The 22,233-nt window shown below is 42.9% G+C and carries 11 protein-coding genes; 3 read left to right on the forward strand and 8 right to left on the reverse strand.

Going from position 1 to position 22,233, the window contains the following annotated elements; translation table 11 throughout:
* Position 1: 1 nt before the first annotated feature.
* The 4 genes from G460_RS0100965 to G460_RS0100980 all read right to left on the reverse strand — a co-directional run bounded on the left by G460_RS0100965 (position 2) and on the right by G460_RS0100980 (position 6,879).
* Positions 2 to 1,084, reverse strand: coding sequence for an efflux RND transporter periplasmic adaptor subunit (locus tag G460_RS0100965; RefSeq protein WP_026953625.1), 1,083 nt, complete (start codon positions 1,082 to 1,084; stop codon positions 2 to 4).
* Between the two features lie 233 nt (positions 1,085 to 1,317).
* The gene (locus G460_RS0100970) at positions 1,318 to 2,388 is read right to left on the reverse strand and encodes a DUF481 domain-containing protein (RefSeq protein ID WP_157366836.1); all 1,071 of its coding nucleotides are present in this window, start codon (positions 2,386 to 2,388) and stop codon (positions 1,318 to 1,320) included.
* A gap of 12 nt (positions 2,389 to 2,400) precedes the next feature.
* Entirely contained in the window at positions 2,401 to 3,468 is a 1,068-nt protein-coding gene (locus G460_RS0100975) for a DUF481 domain-containing protein (RefSeq protein WP_026953627.1), read from the reverse strand.
* Between the two features lie 84 nt (positions 3,469 to 3,552).
* Positions 3,553 to 6,879, reverse strand: coding sequence for a TonB-dependent receptor (locus G460_RS0100980; RefSeq protein ID WP_026953628.1), 3,327 nt, complete (start codon positions 6,877 to 6,879; stop codon positions 3,553 to 3,555).
* A gap of 347 nt (positions 6,880 to 7,226) precedes the next feature.
* On the opposite strand from G460_RS0100980, the gene G460_RS0100985 reads away from it, so the two are divergent.
* The gene (locus G460_RS0100985) at positions 7,227 to 7,913 is read left to right on the forward strand and encodes a lysoplasmalogenase (protein ID WP_026953629.1); all 687 of its coding nucleotides are present in this window, start codon (positions 7,227 to 7,229) and stop codon (positions 7,911 to 7,913) included.
* A gap of 26 nt (positions 7,914 to 7,939) precedes the next feature.
* Here G460_RS0100985 and aspS read toward each other — a convergent pair whose 3' ends face one another.
* Positions 7,940 to 9,694 (reverse strand): aspartate--tRNA ligase, encoded by a 1,755-nt coding sequence (gene aspS / locus G460_RS0100990; protein ID WP_026953630.1) that lies wholly within the window; start codon positions 9,692 to 9,694, stop codon positions 7,940 to 7,942.
* 291 nt (positions 9,695 to 9,985) lie between these two features.
* Between aspS and G460_RS21145 the strand changes: the two genes are divergently transcribed.
* Together G460_RS21145 and rluF are read left to right on the forward strand one after the other, a co-directional pair.
* On the forward strand, positions 9,986 to 11,287 hold the full coding sequence (locus G460_RS21145) for a peptidoglycan DD-metalloendopeptidase family protein (RefSeq protein WP_035463715.1): 1,302 nt from the start codon (positions 9,986 to 9,988) through the stop codon (positions 11,285 to 11,287).
* Between the two features lie 70 nt (positions 11,288 to 11,357).
* Positions 11,358 to 12,086, forward strand: coding sequence for a 23S rRNA pseudouridine(2604) synthase RluF (gene rluF, locus G460_RS0101000; RefSeq protein WP_026953631.1), 729 nt, complete (start codon positions 11,358 to 11,360; stop codon positions 12,084 to 12,086).
* A gap of 65 nt (positions 12,087 to 12,151) precedes the next feature.
* On the opposite strand, the gene G460_RS23455 is transcribed toward rluF, so the two are convergent.
* From G460_RS23455 to G460_RS22515, 3 genes are all read right to left on the reverse strand, one after another.
* On the reverse strand, positions 12,152 to 14,551 hold the full coding sequence (locus G460_RS23455) for an OmpA family protein (RefSeq protein ID WP_281171637.1): 2,400 nt from the start codon (positions 14,549 to 14,551) through the stop codon (positions 12,152 to 12,154).
* A gap of 2 nt (positions 14,552 to 14,553) precedes the next feature.
* Positions 14,554 to 15,528 carry a PorP/SprF family type IX secretion system membrane protein gene (locus G460_RS0101010; RefSeq protein ID WP_026953633.1) on the reverse strand — a complete coding sequence of 325 codons (975 nt, stop codon included), beginning with the start codon at positions 15,526 to 15,528 and terminating at the stop codon, positions 14,554 to 14,556.
* Positions 15,529 to 15,540: 12 nt separating this feature from the next.
* A partial coding sequence (locus G460_RS22515; protein ID WP_157366837.1) for a DUF7507 domain-containing protein occupies positions 15,541 to 22,233 on the reverse strand: 6,693 nt, incomplete at its 5' end.

Below are 22,233 nucleotides of genomic sequence, written 5' to 3' on the forward strand. Positions count from 1 at the left end.
GTTAGTTGATTTGGGTTGGATTCAATGCCGTACCCGGCCTTACTTGTAGTACTCCAGTAGCCAAAACCAACTCCCCTTCTTCAAGTCCTCCAAGGATTTGAACTTCCGTATCAGTTCTGGTACCTATTTCAACCTCTTTTGCAAGAGCTTTGTTGTCAGGTCCTACCACATAGACCTTGTATCCCTGTAGTTCAGGGATAATGGACTCGGCAGGTACCATCAGCGCATCTTCAGTCACTTCCAATACAAATCGGATTCGGACATACATTCCTGGAAGAAATCTTCCTTCTTTATTCGGACTTTGGGCCCGAAGCTTTAATGTTCTGGTAGCAGCGTCTATCTGAGGCTCAAAAGCATAGACTTCCCCTTTCACTTCGCCAGGAGAGGATTCATTGGAAAAATAAATCGGAGCTCCGATCTTCACTTGATTGGCATAGCGCTCCGGGATAGAAAACTCGATTTTGATCGGATCAATATTGACAATACTCGCGATCACATCTGTTGTCCCAATGACTGATCCCTCAGACACCATTCTCAAACCCAACTTGCCGTTGAACGGAGCACGAATAACCCGCTTTTCCAATTGAGCTTCTACCAATTTTAAATCTGACAAGGTCGTATTGTACTGATTCAATACTATATCATATTCCTCCTGGCTGATCGCCTCTCTGGCCAATAGTTGCTTTTGCCTGTTCTCCTGTGTTTCAAACAATTTCTGAGTGTATTCGAGCCGCTGATATTGAGCCTGTAGCTCATCATCGTCCAAATACAACAAGGGAGTGCCCTTATTCACATATTGTCCTTCCTGAAAAGCTATTCTAGTCACCAAACCTGATACCTCTGGGCGAATATTGACTGACTCGTTTGGAAGAATAGTCCCTGTCACCTGCAGCTGATTTCTCAGAGTCTCCTTTTGCAGTTTGACCACATTGACTGGCAGATCCTGAGGGGTACCTGGACCAGCGCCGGTGGATGTCACGGCATTTTCATTGACATTTCTGGTACTCAATCTCGGATAGAGAAACCCGACTACAACGATCAGGATAATAGCGACGATCAATAGGACCTTAGTCTGTTTTTTCATGAAGAAAAGTACTGGTTAGGTTTAGAAATGGGCTTTAGGTAAAGCAGGAGATAGATGATAAATACTTATGAAAATCAAACAATTACAGATAGAAGAATTCAAATAAAGAGGAATTGAAAGTCTTCACACCGCACTGTCAATTAACGAATTTACACAAGCAAATCAAGTAAAATATAAGGAAAAGATACTGAAGGCAAATGGATTCAACCAATGGAAAAATACAATGATATCTATCAAAACTTCCAACCTAAGGTACTTTGAATGACATAGTCAAAATTAGTAGCGCCCGCTGTAGGCTGACTGTCATAGTTCATCGCAGTCCCCACTTGAATGAAGAAATCCTTGAAAATATCATACTTGACATCCACTTTGACATCAGAGCGGGTTCGCTCAGACTGCGACAGACTTTGATACAATACCATCAAGGCCACCACTTCAAACCCATTGAGACGATACAGTGAAAAATTGGTACTTAATACAAACTCTTCCGAGCGATTGGCCTCCAGCTCATTGGAGAAATCCTCATGATTGAAATTGAGACCCGTATGGACCATCCAAGTCGTCTTGGGCTTTAAAACCAAATATTTCCCAAACCCAATTTTGGAGTCCACCCGAAGCCGAATCAACTGCTGCGTATTGCTCAAAAAATTGATCCATCCCAATAGAAACCATTCCTTGGGCAGGTAAACCAGCCCAGTGACACCAGCATCGTATCTCCGAATTAAACTCGTGCCACTCTGCTCAGACCGGATCATATTAAATGAACTATTCAATAACCAAGTATTGGCATTGTAAGTCGCATTCCCTTTGATCGAAAACTGACGAAGTCTATTCGACTTTGCCAAATTAAACCCCATACTCAAGCCTCCACTGAGACGACTGACAAAAGTCTGATTGACATCATAAAACAATAAAACATCGCTCTTTTGTGCTTTCAGGGTATCACCCGCTTGGAGTTGGGTTTTTCTGCTTATTCGGTTGCTGGGATTTTGAATCAAAAAGTCAATGCCACTTTCTGAAAAACCCAGGATCCTAGCCTCATAATGCTCCCCATCTTCCAGTGTCACCAAAAACAAACCCTGTGAAGACAGGTATTTCAGCATATTCCAATCCACCTGAATGGAAGATTTTGAAAAAGATACATCCATCGTCAACTCTCCTCTTTCCAGAGAGTTGATTTTCCCGACTAAGATTGTTCCATCTTCCAATACCAAGGAATCGGGAGATGATTGAGCAACTAGTCTATGGCCTGCATCCAAAAGTAGAAAGGCAGTGAGGAAGATCGCTTTGGAAAACAAACTCACCTCGCAACGCAATTAAAGACTCCACCCTACTGTAGTCTGGAAGATATAATCGAGTGTAGTCGCCCCTGCTACTGGCTGATTGTCATAGTTCAACGTAGTACCCAAGTTGACATAGAAATCATCCAAAAATTCATACTTCACGTCCAGCTTAAAATCTGTTCTGAATCGTCCATTGTCAGTCAAGCTGGGATAAGCCATCACATTTGTCAAAAGTGTCAGATCTCCAATATCATATAAACTCAGTTCCGTCCCGACAAATGCTTCCCCGGATTGACTGGAAGGAGTATCATCAAAATATTGTTCGCTGTTTAAGTTGGCTCCGACCTGAAATCCAAAATAAGACTTATTGGTATGGACGACGTATTTACCAACACCGACCTGATTACCAACCCTCGCTTTGATCAGCTGCTCGGTATTAGATAGGTAAGTGAGGTTATACATCAAGAAAAAGTCCCTTGGGAGGAAATACGTAAAGGACAAGTTGGCATCTGTTCTTTTGGTGGGCTCTACTTCATCCTGAGTCGATCTCAAGCTATTGAAAGAAGAACTCAATTTCCAGCGGTCTGCCAGATATCCTAGGCTACTTCGCACATTAAATGTAGTCAGGTTATTCGCCTTGGTAAGACTCCAACCCAGATCTATACTGGCTGATAAGCGGCTCCAAAACCCTTCATCCAAAGCATTGAGATAAACTACCTCGTTCAAAGGAACGATGATAGATTCTGAGCCTTCTGTATCTTCTGAAATTTCCTTTTTCTTTAGTCGAATCAAGGATTCAGGGTCATAGTAAGTGATCTGAATGGTGCTATCTGACACACTTTTGATCTTCCCATTATAGCGGTGACTATTGGCGAGTGTAATCAGATAATTTGTTTTGGATTTGATGGAGACCAGCTCATCCCACTTGGCTTTGAAATCACTATCCGAATAGTCTGTCTCGATAGTGATCACTCCTTTGTCCATGCTTTTGATCTCACCGACGATGATATCTTTATTTTTAAAAATCAAAGAATCAGTCTGTGCTTTTGCCAAAGTGACCATCCCCACTATCAGAATAAAAAAGAGTAAGAGTTTTTTCATAAAACAAATCGGTTTAAAAGGAATATGGCTAAAATAAAAAAAGCACCCCTAAAAGAGGTGCTTTTCTATGTTTTTTATCGATTATCAATTGAAAATGTATCGAATACCAAATTGCATGCTCCAGGTAGTTCCAAAGCCAGAGGCATTTTGGAATGGAGTAGTTGGCAATTGATTAGACACTCTGTTCATGATCACATTTGGAGCTGTAGTCACAGAACCAGATCTTGTCAATAGATTCTGAGCATTGTTCATGCTGTTTTGGATACCCCAATCACTGTTCAACAAGTTGCCAAAGTTGACAATATCCAAGGAAAGCTGAAGCGTGTTTTTGTTTTCACCGATGTTAGTAAAGACATCTTGAAGAACTCTGACATCGAATCTGTTCAACCATGGTTCCAAGAATCCATTTCTAGGCAAGTAGTCACCTCTGTATTCGTCCAGTCCATTTTCAGAAACAAAAGTATCAAACGCTTGTCTTTGCTCTTCAGCAGTGAATACGACATTGCCATCAGATACGATATCTACAAAATTCAATTCCGCAGAATTTTCCGGCAAGTAGATCAAGTCAGCATTGACACCATCTCCATTGTAATCATTGCTGAAAGTATAGGAGAATCTACCCTGATGAGATCCATTGTAATATACACCTACTGTTGTGGCCAATTTACCATATTCGATTTTGTAGCTCAAGTTCGCCATCACTCTGTGAGGGATTGCATAATTGGAAAGCCACAATCTCTGATCATTTGGATTATTGATATTTGGAGAAGCTCCCCACGCTGAACTTGCATTAGACCCTGCATTGGCAGATACTTCTTTCGCAGTGGAATAAGTATAATAAACTGAACCTGTCAAGCCTTTGACGTCCAAAACAGAAAGTCCTACGGTCGCACTGAAAGCGTTACCTTTCAAGCTAGTATTGGTCAAAACTGTAGCATTGTTTGCGCCCAAAGCTGGGTTGTAAGTGATGTCATCAGAATCCAAAACCACTTCTCTATCATCACCTGCAGCGTTCATAGTATTTGGTGATGTCGCTCTGTTTGCTCCAAACTGGAATACTCCGTTGATATCTTTTGTATAAAGGAGATCAGTAGTCAACAACAATGGAGTATTTGGAATTGCCAATTCAGCGCCCAAACTACTTCTCCATACCATTGGCATTTTGAACTCATCATCTACCAAGGCAAAAGAACCAGGAGCTCCTTCTTCAGGGTTTTTGATAAACACATCTTCTGCACCAGCAGGAGGATTTTCTACATAGTAATATTGCTCTGGCTGGAACGTTACATTTCCGATCCAATCAGCAATTTGCTCGTAATTTCCTGGCTCTACGTTGTTTTGAAGAACACCAGCTCCAGTTGGCATGTTGGTCAACCAAACAAATGGAACACGACCTGAGAACACACCGGTACCACCTCTAAGGACGAAGCTTCTGTCACCGTTTACGTCATAGTTGAATCCGAATCTCGGAGAAACCATCAATCTTGATTTTGGCCAAGCTCCAGAGTCATAGTTTTTCGGATTTCCATCCACATCTTGGAACGTCAACGCATTGATAGAAGGATTTGGAGTCAAATCATTCATGTAGATTGGCAGCTCAGCTCTCACACCTAGGGTCAAAGCCAATTTATCAGATGCCTGATATCTATCTTGGAAATACAAAGAAGCCAAACCAAAGTTCACTCTCGCATAAGTTTCCTGACCTTCGTAAGGATAAGTCAAGCCGAACATAATCGGTGCTACTTCTTCAGGAGTACCTGTGGTCAAGAAGTCTTCTACAGTCAGATATCTGTAGTAGGAGGTACCCATTCTCACATAAGAGTTACCAAACTTCTGCACTTCGAATGCTGCACCAGCAGTGAAGGTGTGTTTCCCTTGCACATAGGTCAAGTTGTTGATGAAGGAGAAGTTGTCATTGACTACGTCATTGTTATAAGAGAACAATTCAGTACCAAAACTCATGTAGTTGTTTCCGTTAGGATCTCCATCCCAAATATCCACAAATGGGAAAAGCTGACTGCTAGGAGTAGTTCTTCTATCTTGGATTTTGGAGTAGGTTGCCAAAAACTGGTTGGAAACAGAGCTCGAAAAGTAACTGTTCAATTCAGCAGTGATAGATCTTACAGAGTTTTCAAATCCGTAGTTACCATTTTCAAAAGTAATGGAGTTTTGAGACACACGGTTTGTTCCTGATCTAGGTCTAGGGCCAGAGCTTCCATTTGCCACTTGGTTGGAAGTACCCACCACTTGATTGTATCTCACAGCTAGTTTGTGCTTGTTGCTGATGTTCCAGTCAATTCTAGCCAAAATCTTGTTGCTGTAATCTTTTGCTTCGCTAGCATACCCTTCGTATCTACCAGGATCATATCCCCATACGTTGATCAAGTGATTTCTCACGGCCTCAAGGTCAGACACAGTAGTTCTGGCGATGTTGTTTTCTGGATCAGCGACACCGTCAGTAGAAGGTCTCCAAAGGTTCACTCCAGAAGCATTTCCGCCTGTATTTTCTTCTCTTTCGAAGTTGGCGAAGAAGAACAATTTGTTTTTAATGATCGGTCCGCCCAATCTGAATCCAAAGTTATTGGTGGCAGCATCTACAGCTTCCAGCTCATTGTCTCCGATTTTCTTTCCTTGGAGACCTTGATTTTTCATGAAGTAGTAAGCAGATCCTTGGAAAGTATTGGTACCTGATCTAGTCACAGCATTGATACCAGCACCGGTGAAGCCTGACTGAGTCACATCAAAAGGAGCGATGTTGACGGAGATTTCTTCAATCGCATCCAAGGAGATCGGCTGGGAATTTCCACCTGGAAGAGGATTGCTACTCAAGCCAAATCCATTGTTGAAGTTAGCACCATCCACTTGGAAGTTATTATATCGAGCATCTCTACCGGCAAAAGAGTTTCCACTTGCCTGCGGTGTAAGACGGGTAAATTCCGTCACACTTCTATTGACCTGAGGAAGGTTTGCCAACTGCTCATTGCTGACGTTGGTAGAAGTACCTGTTCTGTTTGAGTCAAATTCAGAAGATTTGGATCCAGTGATCACTACTTCAGAAAGCTCAGTGCTGTCATCAGAAAGTGTCACAGAAAGACCATAAGGCTCGCCTAGTCTAAGGACGATTCCTGAATAAGATTGAGTTTGGAACCCAATAAAACTAACCTGTACGGTATAAGGACCACCGATACGAAGATTAGGAAGATTAAAACGTCCCTCCAAATTGGAAACCGCACCATATCTGGTACCTGAAGGTTCGTGAGTAGCGACTACATTTGCCCCTGGCAAAGCCTCTCCTTGAGCGTCCACTACCTGCCCTTGCAAGGAACTGGTAGTAACCTGAGCTTCAGCTATGCCAATCCCTACGAATAGGAACAACATACCTAGAATAATGCTTGGTAAAATTTGCCTCATAATTTTTTGTTTTTGTAAGAGTTGGTTTTGAAAATAATTTCGATGCAAAGGTAAATTTGATCGGCAGGTTATTGGGGTACTTTTCGTTAAGTTTCGATCCCCTAATTTCACATTTTTTAACAGAAAATTAATATTGAAAGCCGATTTTTACGGGCATTATTTCAATAAATCCAAAAATAAAATGAGATCCATTTTGAAATTGTGCTGTTTTGACTAATAAAAAATAAGTTTATTTAACACAAGCGAAATAAGCAATCGACCCCCTGACTTTTTGCCAAAGCACAGGATTTCCAGCATAAACTGATGTTTCGACTTATATTTGGGCAAACCCTACATTCCCGTTTGCATTGAAGAATAAAAATATCATTTGGCTCTATGTCTTTTTAATGGCTTCCATCCTGCATCTTTCCTTTTTGATGGAAGGACTGCATAGCTACCTCTTCTACAGTAAGCCTATCATCCTGCTCAGTCTGATCATTTACTTCTATCAGATTAGCAAGCCCATCGCTTGGACATTACTTTCCAAAGCAACTCTAGGGGCGCTGATTTTCTCCTGGATTGGAGATATACTCCTGCTATGGGATCGGTTTTTTGTTTTTGGATTAGGGGCATTTATGATGGCGCACATCTGCTACATCATCGCCTTCAAGATCGGCCAAAGAAATCCAGGAAAGATCTCAGACGTCAACTTTATCAAGACTTTCTTCAGAAATCTCCCCATCTACATCCTGGCTGCACTTACGTTTTATCTGATCAATCCCAGCCTCGGCCCTCTCAAAATCCCTGTCATCATCTATATCATCGTCATCGCGAGTATGGCCACTACAGCTACAGAGCGATATGGAAAGTGCAATCCTGCGTCTTTTTGGCAAGTATTCATCGGGGCAGTCTTTTTCCTGATCTCAGACAGCGTCCTTGCTGTGAACAAATTCTACCAGCATTTCGAAGAAGCAGGCGTGATCGTCATGGGCACCTACTGTATCGCCCAGCTATTGATCGTCATGGGCATCCGGTCACATCTGATCAATCCATAAAAAAGCCGCTTTAGAGCGGCTTTTGGTTATTTTTTCAATGCTAGCTGGATAGACAGTTCTTCGAGCTGATCTGCTGCGATGGAGCTAGGAGAATCTATCATCACATCTCTTCCCGAATTGTTTTTAGGGAAAGCAATATAATCTCGAATCGAGTCCGAACCTCCAAAAATCGCACACAAACGATCAAACCCAAATGCAATCCCTCCGTGTGGAGGAGCTCCATATTCAAATGCTTCCATCAAGAATCCAAATTGCTTCTGAGCTTCTTCATCGCTGAACCCTAGATGCTTGAACATTAATTTTTGAGTAGCCTTGTCATGGATTCGGATAGATCCACCACCTATCTCCACTCCATTGATCACCAAATCATAAGCATTGGCTCTCACTGAACCTGGATCTGTCTCTAGCAAGTCAATATCCTCCTTTTTGGGAGATGTAAATGGATGGTGCATCGCATGATATCTCTGGGTCTCATCATCCCACTCAAATAGTGGAAAATCCACCACCCAAAGTGGTTTGAAAACAGTTCGGTCCCGAAGTCCCAAATCCTCTCCCATTTTCAAACGTAGCTCAGAAAGTTGCTTTCTGACCGTTTTGGCATCGCCACTCAGAATAAGCATCAAATCACCCGGCTCAGCATCAAATGCAGTAGCCCAGGCCTGTAGATCCTCCGCAGTATAAAACTTATCCACTGTAGATTTGATAGATCCATCTGCATTGTATTTGGCATAGACCATCCCCTTAGCACCGATTTGAGGTCTTTTGACCCATTCAGTCAGCGCATCCAGCTGTTTTCTGGTATATTCAGCAGCACCTTTGGCACAGATACCCACGACCAGTTCAGCGCTGTCAAAAATCCCAAACCCTTTACCTTGAGCCACCTCATTCAATTCGACGAATTTCATGTCAAAACGAAGATCGGGCTTGTCATTTCCATAATATTTCATGGCATCTGCAAAAGTCATACGCTTGACTTCTTCCAGCTCCACACCTTTGACTTCTCTGAAGAGATGCTTTGTAAGGCCTTCGAAAGTGCTCAAAATATCCTCCTGATCTACAAAAGACATTTCACAGTCTATCTGCGTAAACTCAGGCTGACGATCGGCTCTCAGATCTTCGTCTCTAAAACACTTGACAATCTGAAAATATCTATCAAAGCCGGAAACCATCAATAGCTGCTTAAATGTCTGAGGCGACTGAGGGAGCGCATAGAATTCACCAGGATTAGTTCGGCTAGGCACCACAAAATCCCGCGCCCCTTCTGGAGTGGACTTGATCAAAACGGGTGTTTCCACCTCGATGAAATTCTCCGCATCCATATACTTGCGCGTCTCTTGCATCATCCGATGTCTGAGCTGGAGCTTTTCACGAACGACCCCTCTTCTCAAATCAAGGTAGCGGTATTTCATCCGAAGGTCATCTCCTCCATCCGTCTCATCTTCGATGATAAACGGAGGAACTTTCGCTGCATTGAGTACCGTGAGTTCGGTTACTTTCACCTCAATACTACCTGTCGGAATCTTATCATTTTTGGAAGTACGCTCGATGACCGTGCCAGCAGCCTGTACTACAAATTCGCGCCCAAGCTGAGCAGCTTTTTCCAAAAGAGCTTTGTCAGTACTCCCTTCCTCAAAAATTAATTGGGTGACACCGTACCTATCTCTCAAATCAACCCAAATCAAACCACCTTTATTGCGGACACGCTGAACCCATCCAGCTAATTTGACTTCTTGATTGACGTTTTCTAGGCGTAATTCACCACAGGAATGCGATCTGAGCATAATTGAGTAATAATTTTTTAGAGCGTCAAAGATAAATAAATGCCCGAGAGTTAGCCATCATTCTTTTGTTTGATTGGAATAAAAACCTGGAAATCGGGCAAGTAAATCCTCTTTGTTGCGTTAAGTATGTATATTCAAAAATCTTTTGAAATAAAACAGGCCGTATAGAAAGAGAAAGGGAACAGTTATTGCAGCGAGACAAGGGTCGAAATCCTTCTGAAATTTGCAATTAAGGGCCTTTTTAGCTTGCTTGAAGGTTAATTCGAATCCTGTAACACTTATTGCCCCATTATGACAACAAAAAGGATAGGCTTAGCTGCTCTTTGCGCCACCCTTGCCACAGCTGCCTGGTTCCAGTTTTCATCCACCTCTCCTGCTACTATTGCAGAAGATGATATCCAATCTGACAGCACCTCTATCGATATTTCCAATGATGTGTACCTCTATGGTATCAATGTCACTGGACTAAATATTGTAGAAGGAACAGTCTCTAGAAACCAAACTCTGGCGACTATACTCAGTCCATTCAATGTCCCTTACCAGATCATTGATGAAATAGCCAAGAAGTCGAAGGAGGTCTTTGATGTCAGGGGCATTGCTACTAATCGAAAATTTACAGTCATCACGCCGGCTGATAGTGTGCAGGCGAGATTTTTCATCTACGAACCCAATCCATCTGAATATGTCGTCTTTGACCTCGACAGTATGGATATCTACAAAGCTGAAAAGCCAGCTGAATATAGACTCACAGAAGCAGGAGGTACTATCGAATCCAATCTCTATGTCGATATGACCAAAAAAGGAATCGGTCCGGACTTAATCGACATGTTTGCTGATCTATATGGTTGGTCGGTGGATTTCCAGAGCCTTCAAAAAGGAGATGAATTCAAAGTTCAATTTGAAGAGAAATTGATCGATGGAAAGGTAGTCGGAATCACGGATATCAAATCTGCTTATTTCCAGCATAAAGGAGAGGAATATCACGCGATTCCATTTGAACAAAACGGTGAAGTCAACTTCTTTGATCAAGAAGGAAACAGTCTTAAAAAGGCATTTCTGAGAGATCCGCTGAAGTACTCCAGAATCAGTTCAAGGTATAGCTTGAGAAGATTTCACCCTGTACAAAAAAGATACAAAGCCCACCTTGGGACAGACTATGCCGCTCCTACTGGGACAGAAATCAGAGCTGTGGGTGACGGTACTGTCACAGATGCCAAATACACCTCCGCCAATGGCAATTATGTCAAAATCAAGCACAACGGCACCTATACCACTCAATATCTACACATGTCTAAAATTGGCAAAGGAGTCAAAGCCGGCACCAGAGTCAAGCAAGGACAAGTCATTGGCTATGTAGGCAGTACTGGTCTGGCTACGGGACCCCATTTATGCTTTAGATTTTGGAAACACGGCAAGCAGGAAGATTGGTTGAAAGAAAAACTTCCACCATCAGAGCCGATTTCCCAAGAAAACAGAATCGCATTTGAGTCTCAAAAAGCAGCCGTGTTGCAGACATTGGCCTCTATTCAGACAGTAGACAAAGCCAAACTGCTTGCCAAGACAGCGAGCAGCTCTGGGGTATCTGGAGAATAGACTTTGTTTGACAGATCATTTCCACAGGTGGATTAGAAGGTTTAACTTGCCGCTCTAATCCACTTTTTTTATGAGTCAGGATCAGTACATACGAATCAATAAATACCTCAGTGAAGTCGGGTTTTGCTCCAGAAGAGAGGCCGATAAGCTTTTGGAAAAAGGCAGAATTACCATCAATGGCAAGACTCCTGAGCTAGGCACCAAAGTAGGCCCACAGGATCAAGTAGAGGTGGATGGAAAACCCGTCGGCAAACCTATTCAAGACCACACTTACATTGCTTTTAACAAACCCGTCGGTATCGTTTCAACCACAGATACCAAGGGTGAAAAGCACAACATCATAGATTATATCAAGCACCCCAATAGGATTTTTCCGATCGGAAGACTGGACAAGGACAGTGAAGGATTGATTTTCCTGACTAGTGAAGGCGATATTGTCAACAAGATCTTGCGTGCCAGCAACAATCACGAAAAAGAATACATCGTCACCGTAGACAAACCTATTGATGATAGATTTATTCAGAGAATGGCATCCGGTATTCCTATTTTGGGTACAGTCACCAAAAAATGCATCGTCACGAGAGTAAGCAAACGGAAATTCAGAATTATTTTGACTCAAGGACTCAATAGACAGATCCGAAGAATGTGCGAATACCTAGGCTATTCTGTGACCCAATTGATCCGTGTAAGAATCATGAATGTCCATTTGGACTTGCCAACTGGCAAATGGAGGGATCTAACGGACAAAGAACTCCAGGAAATCAACAGATTGATCGCAGACAGCTCCAAAACGGCCTAGCAAAAAAGGAGACCCCAACTGGAGTCTCCTTTTCTGTTTCACTTTCAATCAAACAACATACTACATTACATAGTATTTACTTTCTTTTGTCTACCCGTGTAGGAATAGGATGATTTTCCTACTCTCAGTTCAGTTCTTCTATTCAGCTGATGCATCGCCTCTGTACAGGTGACATCATTACAGTTATTGATAGGACGGCTTTCACCAAACCATTGATGTTCCATTCTGTCACCTGTCACTCCTCTTTTCAAAAGATAATCCTTCACCACCTCAGCTCTGCGCTCAGATAAGGACTGATTATAGTCATCACTTCCTCGCTGATCTGTATGGCCCTCTATAAATAGCATCAAGTTTGGCATCCGCTGAAGCATGATGGCTGTTCTTTCCAACTCTTGCTTGTGTACGGATCTCAGCATTGACTTGTCAAAGTCAAAGTAAATGGTAGGAATATCATTGATCTCATCTTGAAGCATTTCAAAAATATCTTCAGGGTTACAGAAATCCATGTCCTTCAATTCTTCAGGAATATCATATTGCTGAGTAGGGTCTGGGAATGCTTCCAATACCAATTCCGAGCGTCTATTTAACTGGTGATCTGCTTCAGAGCAAGGTACCCCATTTCCGCAATCATTCACCAAATTTTGCTCTCCAAACCATTCCAATCTAACTCTATCAGCAGCAATGCTATACTGGGCAAGATATTCTGTCACCGCCGTAGCCCTATTGTTGGATAGGGTAATGTTATACTCATCCGAAGCTCTGGAATCTGTGTGCGAAGCCACTAGCAAATCAAGGAATGTGTACTTCTTCATGATCTCTGCAATCTTGTCCAATGCTGGTTTGGCATCTTCACGAATCACAAACTTATCCAGATCATAATACACAATATCCACAAATACAGGCAACTGATAAGGAATTGGGGAAAGCGTATATTCTCGCTTAACGGTATCTCCTTCGAAACCTTTGGTCGTAATACTCTCATCTGTAATGGAGAAATAACCAGGCTTGGAAATGGTCAGTGAAAAATCACTCTCCGGCTCCAGTTCCGCGAGCAATACCCCGGTACCATTTCTCTGAGTTTGGACATTTCCATTCTGAGTATTGTCCCGCAACGTAGCCATATAGCTATCAGTGATGACCAAGCCCTCACAATCAATCACTCGGGCCAAAAACTGCTTGTAAACCTCCTCTATTAAGTATAAATCATCGAGTCCCATTCCTCCTTTTCTATTGGAGGCAAGATAGATCTCTCCACTTTCCAATTCTCTATAGCCAAAGTCATCAGAAATCGAGTTGATCGGGATGCCCATGTTCTGTACATTACTGACTGCATTCCCTGCTAGATCCGCAACATAGACGTCCATACCACCTACTCTTGGGTGACCTGTTGAGGAAAAGTAAATCTGACTGCCTTTGATATAAGGATGGGTTTCGTTTCCATCAGTATTGAGAGGAGCTCCCAAATTGACCGGAGTAGAGAAGTTCATGTCAGCATCATACTCAGAGTAATACACATCGTATCCCCCCATACCTCCTGGCATATCTGAGGCAAAATATAGTCTGTTGGTACTTTCATCCACAAAAGGATTCATCACAGAATAGCCGATCGAGTCATTGAAAGGAAAAGGCATAAATCCTTCTAAGCTTCCATCAGGTCCTACAGCACTATAATAGATCTCATTTTGTACCGTGATGTCACGGGTCTTTTTGACCTTTTTGATTCCTCTCGTCACGGAGTAAAACAACACGCCTGCTTCTTTGGCGTAGCTGGGATCTGAGAAATTGTAAGTCTGAGGTACATTTGAAATCACCTGAGAAACTTCACCATCCTCAGACATCTTATAGATTGAGAAATAATTACGATCGGTGTAATCGTTTTTCTCCTCGCTGAAAATCTTATTACGGCCATCTATCCTGATGGATGGCATCGTAGAAGGAAATGATCCTCCTCGATCCGAAACAAAATATTTATTTCCATTGGCATCCTGCGCAATCACGAAATCTGATCCATCAGAGTTCAGGTCTTCCTGATTTTCCAGCTTAACCTTCTTCTTTGAGCTCACCCCGATGTACTGTTCCAAACTATTCTGAAGCGAATCCACATTGACGCCTTTAGCAGCCAATTCACTTTTCACTTCATCTAATTGATCTGCAACTCTGGCAGCAGAAAGATAGTTTAGAAAATCACTTTCAGTAGCGTCATCGTAGCTGACGGTATTTTTCCACCACTCGTAGCTTTTGTCATAGTCCCTGACTGTATCGTAAGCCTGAGCTGTTTTTTTCGCAGTTTCGTAATTAGGCTTCTTGGCGTAAGCTTCCTGGTATACATCTATCGCATGCTGATAGTTCATCAGGGTCATTTGGTCATCAGCATACCTCACTTTTGACTTTTGAGCCAACACTCCCTCCGCTGTACCAAAAAATAAGCCTGCCGCAACGCTTAGTATCGTCAATGTCTTTTTCATAATCAGAACCATCTTTGGTTTTTCATTACTGCTCTTCTCGGAATCATATAGAACCCGATCGAAAGTTCGTGGGAATTGGACCGATAATCCTGAAGGATGTTTAGGTTATGGTCGTATGCGTAGCCAATTCGCAATCTATCCGTGGCAAAAATCTCTACAATTGCCGCAAAGGCATTTCGATTGGATAGATTGTCTTCCAAATTGTCATTCCAGATCTTCATATTGGATCTGTAAGAACCACCTAACCAAATCCGCTCGCCAAATAAAAACATAGCGTTCAAATCATAATTGGTTGGTGCACCTTTTACCTCTTTGATCAAGAAACTGGGCTTAAATTTGACCATGTTTCCTAGGTCAAACAAAGCTCCCGCAGTCAGATAATAGTGAAAATCATGATAAGCCAGAGCTACATCTTCTCGTTCGAGAGACTTCTTTCCTATCATATTGTAGACACTAAATCCTGCGTAAAACTTGTCTGTATGGTAAAACAAACCGGAATTCAAATTGGGGGTAAAGAGATTAATTCTACCCATAGGGATTTCAGAGTCTGGGTAATCATTGGGATCAAGAAGACTCCCATCGATCATATACTCTGATACTCCGGCACTGACTCCCAATCCCAAAAAGCCTCTGGCTCCAGTCTGTATCCTATATGCATAGGTCAAAAGCCCGGAGTTAGTTCTGGCAGGACCGATGTTATCACTCAAAATGGATACCCCAAACCCCATTGTCCCTTCATTGGCACTCAAGTCTGCAGTGACAGTAAAGGTCTCAGGGGAGCCTGGGAACCGGATCCATTGGGTCCTGTATGTGGATTGAATATATGGCTCACCTTTGTAACCAGCATACCCGGGATTAATATGCAATCCATTGAATATATACTGGCTAAACTGGGGAAGCTGCTGCCCAAAAGTCCCTCCGGTGGCCAATAAGGCCACCATGAGGGTCATTCCAATGATTTTAAAAGTACTTTTCATATCGCTTCTTGATTAATCTTCCTTAATAACCTGAATCCAACCTTGGAACTCATGTACTCTACCACTCTGATCAGTCAACTTGAGGATGTAGAAGTAAGTACCTGCTACTTGTCCCGGCGCATCCCAATCATTTTGATATCCAGTCTTCTCAAGAACATGATCGCCAAATCGGTTCAAGATAACAATTTCACTGTTAACAAACTTACCTAAACCTTTGATTTCAAATGTATCATTGTCACCATCATTGTTCGGCGTGATCACATTCGGAATATGGAATGGCAAGATCTCGGTCACAGCGCTATCCTGATTATCGGATTCATCCGAATCATCTTCATCCGCACCTACAATCACCGTATTGGTCACCGTACCTGCTTCTCCAGCTTTCACTTTCACCGTGAAGGTGATGGTCGCATCAGCCGGGAAGAATGGAATCGTCCAGACTAGGTTGCTGCCATCTATTGAAGCTGACACCTCTACATTAGCAGAATTATTGGTGACAGTATTGCTCAGATAGTTGACACCTCCAGGTAGATTGTCTGTGACTACCACATTTCTAGCATCAAATCCTCCGATGTTGCTCAAGACAATTTCGTATTCAAACTCATCGCCTTCGTAAACTTCCTCAGACAAGGCTTCTTTGGTAATGCTCAAGTTCACATTGTCATTTTCCAATCTGAAGACCACATATGCGTCGTCATTATTTTCAGGATATCCTGCTTCTCTCAAGATGTATCTCAACCTGTATTCTCTGGCCTCATTGACACCAGGGATCAAGTTCAATTCTCCATCTTCATCGATTAGTAAACCTATGACTCCATCCAACTCTACAAACTCGAAGTCTACATCAGCTGGATCTGGTCTTTGACCTTCGAAAATGTCATTGTCGAGGATATTACCCAGTCTACCACCGAAACTTAAGAAATGAGTACCGAAGTCATCGTCATTGGCAATGATGTCGATTTCTACTTCTCTACAACTCCAGCCAAAGTCCATATCCAAGGCAACCTTATTAGAAGCTGTGATCTCGCGAGTGATTTCACTCACCGTGGTCAGACCGCATTGCTCTTCTATTCGGCTTGCATTGATATCTGTCATTCTTGCACTGGCATCAGGAAGCACTTTTACTTTGCCTGTACTTCTCATGAAGGAAGCCTGTGCAGAAATGAACTCATCTTCTATCATCGTGGCGGTGTACTCACCAAAGGCTCCATTATCCAGTCTGTCTCTCCAGTACCCGATGATTCCGACGATTACCTCAGATTCGTATCCATTCGGTCCGGTCACTTTGATGTTGGAGCTTTGAGCATTACCGAATCCAGCTTTGTTCAATTCTCCTTCATTTTCTGGGCCGTCATATCTGCCGTCACCATTCAAGTCAAACCATTCCCAATCTCTGATATCGATAGGACCCGCATTTGGATCATTCAGAGTTACCTGACCGTCATCATTGGCATCAAACCATTCGTTTTGAATACCATCTTCATTCAAATCGTACCACACAAAATCTCCGAGGACGATACCATCATAGGTTTCATATCCAAAGTCATGAGTCTGATACTGACAAGCCTCGATAAAGGTGAAGAACAAGGAGCTTTCTGTAGGATAAAGACCTCTTGCAGCATTCAAGTTTGCATCCTGCACCTGCACTAGGTACTGTCCAGGCACAAAGTCTTGGAATGTATATCTTCCATCTTCTCCTGTGACTACGATCAAGATCTCTCCTGGAGTAGACTCCTGCGGAATCAAGGTTACCGGCACACCACTCAATGGAGCACCCGTCTCTGAATTATATGCAATACCAGTGATCAGAGTACTATCCTCACAGCCAATAATTACCGTTGCATCATCCTCTTCTTCTAGAGGGCTTTCAGGATCGACTGGGTTTGGAGCAGTGACCATAGCCACATTCACGATAGGTTCTTGCTGAGCAATATCTTCTACCGTCACTGTGTAAGTAGTAGTGAAGACTTGAGTTGCTTCTGGCAATAGCAATTCTATTGTTTCGTCCAAACCGGTCATCGGATCCACGACAGCCACGTCTAGCAAAGGAGCCGTACCTGTATTTGTAACTGATATGGTGTATGTAATGACTTCACCTGCTTCAGTGACCACCTCTTTATCAGCAACCTTTTCGATCGATACTGCAGGCTGCAGGTCAATGTTCACAATAGCCTGAGCTTCTGCTTCCACAGTTTCTTCAGACTGAGGATCTACTGCAATAACATTGGCGATATTCAGAATAGGCTGACCACTCAATATATCCTCCAAGGTCACAGTGTAAGTAGTAGTGAATGTCTTCTCCTCATTTGGAGCCAAGGTAATTCCCGGTACTGACAATCCAGTTTTTGGATCCTTCAAGTCACCACTGGACAAAGTCACATTACCAGTATTTTTCACAACCAAAGTGTAGTTCAATACAATTCCAGCCTTACTCACTGACTCGAGATCTACTTCTTTAGTCAATGAGATATTTGGAAGTCTCTCTACCGGAGTCTCTATCTCATCCTCATCAGTAGGATCTTCTCCATCAGGACTTTCACCAGATGTGATTACAGTGTTCAGCACCGTTCCATTGTCCATATCCTGCTGAGTCACCACGTAATCAGTGTTCTGAGCGATGGATTGACCAGGAGTTAGAGTCCCGACATTCACATCCAATCCCGTCAATGGATCATTGATCATAACATTACTCAATGTCACGTTACCTGTATTGCTCACTGTCAAAGTATAGGTGATCACATCACCAGCAGCATCTACAACTGCTCCATTGTCAGTTTTAACCACATTGATAGCTGGATTCTGAGGAATCTCAGTCTCTGTACAAGTTTCACACTCTGTATTTGGTTCTTCTACCGGCGTAGGATCAGAAGACTCATCTTCTACAACCTCATCTTTTGGTGAAGTTCCTTGTGCCAAAGCTGTATTCACAACATAGCCCGCATCGATATCATCCTGAGTCAATATATAGGTAGCTGTGAACGTAGTATTGTCACTTGCTCCCGGTGACAAGCTGATCGGCCCTCCGCTTACGGTCACCATTGGATCAGTTACGTTGATGTTGCTCAAGGTTACATTTCCAGTGTTGGTCACCGTGAAGGTGTAAGAAATAGTCTCTCCTACATTACCGAAGCCGTCTTGGTTCTCGTCGTTGAACTCGCCGTCTTTGAGCAACTCGATAGCTGGATTCTGAGGAATCTCAGTCTCTGTACAAGTTTCACACTCTGTATTTGGTTCTTCTACCGGCGTAGGATCAGAAGACTCATCTTCTACAACCTCATCTTTTGGTGAAGTTCCTTGTGCCAAAGCTGTATTCACAACATAGCCCGCATCGATATCATCCTGACTCAAGACATAAGTGGCCGTGAACGTAGTATTGTCACTTGCTCCTGGTGCCAAGCTGATCGGCCCTCCGCTTACGGTCACCATTGGATCAGTTACCATGATGTTGCTCAAGGTTACATTTCCAGTGTTGATCACCGTGAAGGTGTAAGAAATAGTCTCTCCTACATTACCGAAGCCGTCTTGGTTCTCGTCGTTGAACTCGCCGTCTTTCAGCAACTCGATAGCTGGGTTCTGAGGAATCTCAGTCTCTGTACAAGTTTCACACTCTGTACTTGGTTCTTCTACCGGCGTAGGATCGGAAGACTCATCTTCTACAACCTCATCTTTTGGTGAAGTTCCTTGTGCTAAAGCTGTATTCACAACATAGCCTGCATCGATATCATCCTGAGTCAATACATAGGTAGCAGTGAAGGTCGTGTTGTCACTTGCTCCAGGCGCCAGGCTGATCGGTCCTCCGTTCACAGTTACCATTGGATCGGTTACCATGATGTTACTCAAGGTCACATTGCCAGTGTTGCTTACCGTGAAGGTGTAAGAAATAGTCTCTCCTACATTACCGAAGCCGTCTTGGTTCTCGTCGTTGAACTCGCCGTCTTTCAGCAACTCGATAGCTGGGTTCTGAGGAATCTCAGTCTCTGTACAAGTTTCACACTCTGTACTTGGTTCTTCTACCGGCGTAGGGTCAGAAGACTCATCTTCTACTGGATACCCTCTTGGACCTTCGCCTTTAGCTAGTGCACTGTTCAATACTAATCCATTGTCAATATCATCCTGCGTCAAAATATAAGTCGCTGTGAAAGTATTGGAATCGGAAGCTCCAGCTGCCAATCCATTCAATGGACCTCCCATAACAGTCACTTTATCATCATCAATTGTGATGTTATTCAACTCTACATCTCCAGTATTGATGACTGTAAAGGTATAGCTGACAGTCTCTCCTACATTACCAAATCCATCTTGGTTCTCATCATTGAAGACACCGTCTTTCAATAATTCAATACTAGGAGTCACCACCAGTACAGTCACAATTGCTGTATCACAGTTTGTAGGATTCGGATTAGTACAGATTCTATATTCTATGGTATAAATTCCGCTCGGTGTACCAGGTGCTACTGAAGCTAGTCCAGTATTCAAGTCAATCGTAATTGCTCCAGGTGTGCTCTCTGCGACTATACTAATGTCGACCAGAGTAGTATTCAACCCTACAATTGCTCCTAATTGATCATTGTCCAATACATTGACAATGTTTGCATATCCATCCTCTGAAACCACAGGGATAGAAGTCATATCATCATCTATTGCAATTGGAGGATTTGGATTTGGATTACATTCGGAAGATGCGCCTGGATAGGCAATCTCTGAACTTACTTCTGGATTCAGTTGGAAGAGGACGTATGACCCTGCTTCTCTTACTGCTGCATAATTGAAGTCTCCAGATTCCCATTGCTCATTCACAAATCTCCAGCCTGGCCATTGGCTTCCATATCCTCCTGGTAAAGTATCTGCTCCAGGGAACAGCATATAACCTTCCATCGGAATATTGTCAAATCGGATGATTTCATTATCATCTTTATCATACCAGATCATGGTCAATGGATTCGGATCGCCAGGAGCCAAATCTTGCAAGTTGAAGTTTGCAGGCTCTAGCAACCATCTTAAATATGGTGCGTCCAGCTCACAATAAGATTCGATTTCATCTATCAGCAAGACCGGATTGACCGTAGCAGTAATCACAGCTTCATCATAATTCGAAGGATTGCCGATTTCAGTAATTCTATAGGTCAATTGATAATCACCTGCAGGCGCATTTGCTGCAATAGTAATCACACCATTCGCATCCACCGACAATATACCTTCAGGATCTGCAATGACTGTAGTCAAGCTTACATTGGCAGTAGTAGCTTGTCCTCCATTCAATTCATCATTGGCCAAAGCATTGACAGAAGATGTTTGCAGATTTGTCTCATAGTCGAACGTTCCAGCAAAATCATCTACTGCAAGGATGTCATTAAAGCTCGCTTCTGCAGTAGCATCATCCGGATCAGACACGACTTCTTCCTCTTCAAAGTAGCCCAAGCCAGTGGCTATATTGGTAACTTTTCCGTCACTAAGGTCTGCTTCCTTCACAATGTAAGTAGCCGTAAACTCTATCATCTCTCCAGGAGCCAAGGTAGACGTTTGGGTAGCATCTGCTATTACCCCTATTTTATCGTCATTCACTGTAAACGGTCCATCAAGAGTTACATTTCCAGAGTTAGTCACTGTGTACTTATAGTCAATTGCATCACCGACTAAGCTATATGGGTCACCATCTGTGATCTCTTTCACGATAGTCAGGCCAGGAGTCTGAGTAAAGCAAGCGCTTATATCATCTTCATCAAATGCTACTACTCTATAGAGCAATTCTTGAGATCCCTCTCCTTGACCCGGTGACTGCTCATCTTCTAGGAATTCTCTTGATTCTGCAATGGCTGTATTTTCATAACATTCGCCATCGATCATTTCCTGAGAGATATTCACCTCAACTGTAAATGTCTTAAATTCTTCAGGCGCCAATTCATCAATGGTCCATTGATCTTCAGTCATTTCATCCTCTACATATACATTGTAAAGAGTTGTATTACCCGTGTTGGTAACTTTTATCTCGAAGGTCAATTTACCATTCAATATATCCTCATTGGAAACTACCGTCTTAATGATGTCCAAATCCGGTTGCTGACAAAGGTCTACTTGAGTTTCATTGTCTGAATCTACTGTATCACCAGATAGATCATCTACTTCATTTTCACCGAAGATAGCTGTTGCCTGAGCCTGATTATTGATAAACCTAGCATCAGTATCTTCCAAAGTTATGGTATAAGTAGCTGTGTAAGTAGCATTCTCACCTGGTAGTAAAGTACCCTCTAGACTGGCTTCGCTGCTCTCTACAAAATCAATATCAGATAGCTCTCCAGTTCCTGTGAAGTGATATTCTGATACCACTACATCAGTCAAGGTTACATTTCCTGTATTGTACACAGTGAATGCATAAGTCACTACATCACCGGTATCGTAGCAATCATCTTCTGAATCTACTGAAGCAGATTTGGTGATGGCAATTTTACCAATTTGCGTGATCGTCGTGGTCGCACTCGCCTCTTCCTCTTCCGTCTCGTTGCTGTTCACATACGCGGTGTTCACAATGTCATCTCCCGCATCCACGTCATCCTGGTCCGCTTCATAGCTCGCATAGTAAACCCAGGTCTCATCCAGATCCAACTCGCCGTCGTTGTCCGTGTCTCCGCTATCCAATACCAGCGGAGTCACCCCGTCTGTGAATGGATCGGTGACCACAACACCGGTCAAGCTTACGTTGCCTTCGTT

This window comes from Algoriphagus vanfongensis DSM 17529 (assembly GCF_000429465.1).
Lineage (GTDB): Bacteria > Bacteroidota > Bacteroidia > Cytophagales > Cyclobacteriaceae > Algoriphagus > Algoriphagus vanfongensis.